Consider the following 5,849-nt stretch of genomic DNA (forward strand, 5'->3'; position numbering starts at 1 on the left):
ATGCGCTGCCACGAAAATTACTTAACGGTAAGAGCCTTAGCCTTTCTATAGATGCCCAAAATTTATGGGTATTTACCAGATACAAAGGAATTGATCCGGATACACAAAACTTTGGAGCGCTGCCACAGGGTAAAACTATCGTTGCGCACCTTTCACTGACCTTATAAAAACCACGACTATGTTTAATCATCGTTCGAATAAATTATTACTGCTGATATCAGCATTCTTATTTTTTTCATGTAATAAACTGGTGGAGATACCAGACCCGAAAAACAGCCTTACTACCGACAGGGTTTTTAATAATGATACGCAGGCGACAGGCGCTATGGCCGGTATATTGACGCAAATGATCAATACGGATGCCAATTCCTCTTTTGCCAGTGGACTGACCAGTATCACTGCACGGGCTTCTGCTGATGAAATTAACCTGGCCTTTTTGAATACCGATATTGGTGATCTTGCCAGGAATTCACTTACAGCGGAGAGTGGATTTGCAAACGGTATCTGGTCGTCTGCTTATCAGGCCATTTATGGTGCCAATAGTGTAATGGAGGGAATTGAGGCCTCAAAATCTGTTTTACTTCGCGCACAGACCAGAACACAGCTAAATGCAGAAGCTAAGTTTATTCGTGCTTTTAGCTATTTCTACCTGGTCAACTGCTTTGGTGATGTACCGTTATTGCTGTCTACGAACCTTGCAGAAAATGCCAACAAGCCCAGAACGGCAGCAGCAGTTGTGTATCAGCAGATCGTTAACGACCTGATTGATGCGGTCAATGGACTACCGGCTGATTATTCGGCTGGCGGGGGAGAGCGTATCCGTGCCAATAAATGGGCAGCAAAAGCATTGCTTGCAAGAGTTTATTTGTATACTGGCGACAATAGCAAAGCCATTCAGGAAGCTACAGATGTAATCGGGCAAACTGGTCTTTATCAATTGGAAACGGCTGATCTGAACAAAGTTTTCCTGAAAAACAGTTCAGAAACCATCTGGCAACTGCAGCAAAATGAAAAGAAAGATTTCACAGGTAATGCGGTGCCGGAAGCGGTTTACATGCTGCCTTCTCCGCTTCATACCGGTGTTTCCGGCGACCTTTCCTCCTACCTGCTGAAAGCGTTTGAACCGGGAGATCTCCGTAAAGCTGCCTGGATAGACAGTGCTGATTTTTCACAAGGTGGGGTGAACTATCATGCAAGGTTTATTTATAAATATAAAACAGGACGTCATAATCTGGTGATCGGTGGTGCAGTGACTGAATATTACATGGTACTAAGGTTTGCTGAGATGTACCTCATCAGGGGAGAGGCTTTTGCACTCAGTGGACAGCTTTCAGCAGGGATTGAAGATCTTAATGTTTTGCGCCGCCGCGCCGCCATAGCGCCACTGCCAACTACCCTGACCAGAGACCAGACCCTGGCTGCCATAGCGAAAGAAAGACAAACAGAGCTTTTCGGGGAATGGGGGCATCGGTGGTTTGACCTAAAGCGGACTGGAAAAGCAGAGCAGGTACTTTCGGCGATTCCCGCTAAACAACCTTGGCGGGGCAACTACCAGTTGCTATATCCAATCCCGAAAACGGAGCTGCAAAGAGATCATTTTCTAACTCAAAATCCAAATTATTAGAACCAGACCTATCACTAGAAACTGAACATTATGAAGAATCTGATTTTCCTATATATTTTGGCCGGGCTTTTTTTCTCAGTAATTATTTCCTGTAAAAAAGACGTGCAGCCTCAAACTTTAACAGCGTTGACCATTGTCAATGCCTTACCAGGGGGTGATTTTCTGGCTGCTAACTTTAACGAGCAGCGCCCCAGCGCGGGATTAGAAAGCACGATGTGGATTAAGTATCGTGTTTATTCGCCAAATAATCACGTTGCACTTCCTTCCAAAGCGCAACCTATCCTCATTTATAAGATCCCCGATACCAACGCAAAAGATAAGCCTGTTTATCAGCTATCGCTTAATCTCGGTGCCAAAGAGGCCAGCACCTTGTTTCTCTTTGGAACGCTCGCACAGCCAGAAATGCTTTCGGTGAATCAAATGCCTCCCTATCATTCACTGACAGACAGCGTTGCGGGCTTACGCTTGATCAACCTCTCCCCGGATAAAAAACCGGTAAGGGTTCATATCTCCGGTAAAGGGACTGACAAGACTGTTAGTAACTTAGCCTATAAACAAATTACAGATTACATCACTGTAAATGCGACATCAGCGGTTACAGATGTCCTTGTTGAATTTTATGATCAGGCATCGGGTAGCCTGTTAACCCGCTATACTTTAACTGATGTAGGAACTATAACAGCAGAAGTGAATAAATGGCGCTACCGCAACTATACGATGGTATGGCTGCCGAACGATGCCAAGGGAAACCTGGCTGCTGACCCGTTTCTAGTCTACGATTTTTAGTTTTTAAAGTCTCATACAGCTTTCTTCTCGAATACATACCTAACACACATTAAAATATGGAACCAATCGTTCGTATTATTGGACTATCGCATCGTTATAGTACCAGCTGGGCTATCCGCGACATTAATATTGAGATCCCAAGAAGCGGGATCATGGGCTTGCTTGGCTCTAACGGAGCCGGTAAATCGACCACTATGAACATTCTTTGTGGGGTACTCACCCCAACTGCAGGTGAAGTGATCATCAATGGGATCGACCTGCGTAAAGAGCCGGAACGTGCCAAACAGCAGATCGGCTTTTTGCCGCAGACCCCGCCTTTATATATGGATTTAACGGTGGATGAATACCTGAAACATACCGCCATTTTGCGTTCCGTGGAAAAAGACCAATTGAAAAATGCGCTTGAAGAGGTGAAAGAACGCTGCGGTTTGACCCATATCAATAAACGGTTGATCAAGAATTTATCAGGTGGGTATAAGCAGCGGGTGGGTATTGCCCAGGCCATTATCCATAAGCCAAAACTGGTGGTGTTTGACGAACCGACCAACGGGCTGGACCCGAACCAGATTCTGGAAGTACGTGCACTGATCAAAGACATCGCTACTGACCGTGCGGTGATCCTTTCTACGCATATCCTGACCGAGGTACAGTACCTGTGCAGGGACATTGTGATGATTGAAAGCGGCAGGATTGTCTTTGCCGATACCATGGAAGCCTTCGACAACTACATCGCCCCACACAGTATGTTGGTGGTGATGGAGAACGCACCTCCTGCAGAAACTTTTCAGGCCATAGAAGGCATTACCAGGGTAGAGTACCTGACTGAAAAACAACTTCGGATCTATTTCAACGGAGACAAAAGCATCTCTGAGGCTCTGGTGCTGGAAAGTGCAAGACAAGGCTGGCGGTTGCGTGAGCTGAATATGGAAAAGAATTCCTTAGATGAAACCTTTGCCCAATTATCCAGGATCTCTAACTAAACCATACGGCTTAAAATCAATAAATAACTGATGAAAAAAATCATACAAATAGCCAGACTGGAACTCAGCCTGCTATTTTATTCGCCCATAGCCTGGCTGCTGATCCTGGTCTTCTTCGTGCAAATGGCCCATGCGTTTATACCGGGTTTAGCAACGATGCTGCAGCTGCAGCAACTGATTGGAGACAATGGGTTTTTAACAGACCGACTATTCACCACCTCCTCAGGAACGACTACTGGTATTTTGTATACCATGCTTGGAAGTTTATACTTATACACGCCGCTGCTCACCATGGGGCTGATCAGCCAGGAGATCAGCAGTGGAAGCATTAAGCTGGTGTATTCTTCTCCGGTAAAACTCAGGGAACTTATTTACGGGAAATTTGCCGCTATGCTGGTCTATAACCTGGTGATCATCCTGGTGATCTCGGGCCTTTTCTTTATCCTCGGTACCTGCCTCGTTGATCATTTTGATTATCCGCATGTACTGGTCGCTATGCTGGCCTGTTTTTTACTTTTAAGTGCATATGCGGCCATCGGGATCTTTATGTCCAGTCTCACCAGCTACCAGATCGTAGCTGCGCTTGGTACTTTCGGGGTGCTGGCCTTTATGAATTATATCGGAGGCTTTGGACAAGGAATTGACTTTGTGCGGGATCTGACCTATAGCCTTTCTATGCCCAGTCGCGCAGAAAGAATGGTGAAAGGATTACTCAACAGTCGCGATGTGATCTATTATGTGGCCATATCGGGGATCTTTTTGTCCTTTACCATTACAAGGCTGGAGCTGGCCCGTACCTCCAGGTCCTTTCTGTATAAGGTTGGGAGATATGTTGCCATTATAGTGGTTGGCCTTGCTGTAGCCTATCTCAGTTCGCGCCAGGCAATGATCTTGTATTACGATGCTACCGATACGAAAGTCAATACGATCGTAAAACCGGTGCAGGAGATCTTGAAAAAGATGGGCGATGAACCCGTGGAAATGACTGCTTATATCAACGGTCTGGATAACAGTTATTCTATTGGTGCTCCGGTTGCCCGGCTTTACGGTATTGCCAAATGGGAACCTTACCTGCGTTTCAAGGGGGATATCAACCTGCACTGGGTGTATTATTACGACATTACGAACCCGCAGTTCTATGCGGCTAATCCGGGTAAAAGTATAAAGACCGTATTCAAAGAAGTGGCCAAGACCCAGGATATGGATACCAGCCGTTTTTTAAGCCCGGAGCAGATCCGCAAGCAAATAGACCTTCGCGGGGAAAATGACCGGATGGTGATGCAGCTGAAATACAAAGGAAAAACAGCCTTTTTAAGGACCTTTGATGATGGCGACGGCTGGCCAGGGGAAGCAGAGATTGCTGCCGCTTTAAAACGACTGGTGGTTACCCCGCCTAAAATTGTCTTTGCCACGGATGCTTATCAGCGCAACGTAGATAAAATAGGTGACCGGGACTATAAAATGCTCTTCAATACTAAATTGTCCAAGAGTTCACTGATCAATATGGGTTTCGATATTGACAGTGTTTCTTTGGAACAGGGTATAATCCCTAAAGATATCGCCGTTCTGGTTGTTGGTGATCCCAGAGCAGCATTAAATCCTGCGGCACTTTTCAATCTGCGGAAATATATTCAGGAAGGTGGAAATGTACTCATTGCCAGCGAACCGGGAAAACAATCTGTTGTAAATCCTTTACTGGACTCGCTGGGCGTTGAAATGCTGAGTGGAACGCTGGTACAGCGGAGCAGGGATTACTCTTATGGCCTGGTCACACCAAATCTTACTTCAAAAGCGGTCGTGATGTCGCCAGCACTCAAAAAGCCATATGAGGAAAAAACGGTAGTTTCTATGTCAGGTGTAGCGGCTTTAAAGGATCAGCATCAGAGAACGTTTAAAGTTGAGCCAATTTTAATGACCAATGAAAAGACCAGCTGGATCAAAAGAGGTTCATTTGTACTGGATTCGGCGGCACTGGTCTTTGATAAAAAGACGGGTGATGAGCAGGGATCTTTTCCTGCAGCGCTGATGCTGAGCCGCAAAATAAAGAATAAAGAACAGCGGATCATGGTTACCGGGGATGCGGATTTTTTCAGTAACAAGGAACTGACCAGGGCCAATCTGGAAACAGCGAATGGTTCAGTTGCGATCAGCATCTTTAGCTGGTTTTCCAACGCCGAATTCCCAGTAGATATGAGCCGTCCAAATTCAAAAGATATGCACCTGAAGCTGAACAAGGCCGGCATGAAAACTTTAAAAGTATTGTATTATGTGGTCATTCCGGCAGTGATTATTTTACTGGGCATGGTGCTTTTGATCCGCAGAAAACGTAAATAATTATGAGCTTTATAACCGATAAACAAACGATCGATGATCTGAACGTTTTCTCCAAATCGGGGAGCGATTCTATCTACCATATTTTCAACAAGACCTTCACGCAGGGTGGTGCGGCCCTGCTGGAG

At 45.6% G+C, this 5,849-nt stretch carries 4 protein-coding genes; all 4 read left to right on the forward strand.

Features of this window, described 5'->3' with window-relative positions; translation table 11 throughout:
- The first annotated feature begins 250 nt into the window (after nt 1-250).
- Genes VNZ46_RS28120 through VNZ46_RS28135 form a run of 4 tightly spaced genes read left to right on the forward strand, consistent with a single transcriptional unit; the run spans nt 251 to nt 5,724 of the window.
- Nucleotides 251-1,624 (forward strand): RagB/SusD family nutrient uptake outer membrane protein, encoded by a 1,374-nt coding sequence (locus VNZ46_RS28120; RefSeq protein WP_325564818.1) that lies wholly within the window; start codon nt 251-253, stop codon nt 1,622-1,624.
- A gap of 30 nt (nt 1,625-1,654) precedes the next feature.
- Nucleotides 1,655-2,410, forward strand: coding sequence for a hypothetical protein (locus VNZ46_RS28125; protein ID WP_325564820.1), 756 nt, complete (start codon nt 1,655-1,657; stop codon nt 2,408-2,410).
- Nucleotides 2,411-2,466: 56 nt separating this feature from the next.
- Nucleotides 2,467-3,390 (forward strand): ABC transporter ATP-binding protein, encoded by a 924-nt coding sequence (locus VNZ46_RS28130; RefSeq protein ID WP_108554851.1) that lies wholly within the window; start codon nt 2,467-2,469, stop codon nt 3,388-3,390.
- Nucleotides 3,391-3,420: 30 nt separating this feature from the next.
- Nucleotides 3,421-5,724, forward strand: a complete 2,304-nt coding sequence (locus tag VNZ46_RS28135; RefSeq protein WP_325564823.1) for a Gldg family protein — start codon at nt 3,421-3,423, stop codon at nt 5,722-5,724.
- Nucleotides 5,725-5,849 lie beyond the last annotated feature (125 nt).

Origin of the sequence: Pedobacter sp. (assembly GCF_035566355.1) — a bacterium.
GTDB lineage: Bacteria > Bacteroidota > Bacteroidia > Sphingobacteriales > Sphingobacteriaceae > Pedobacter.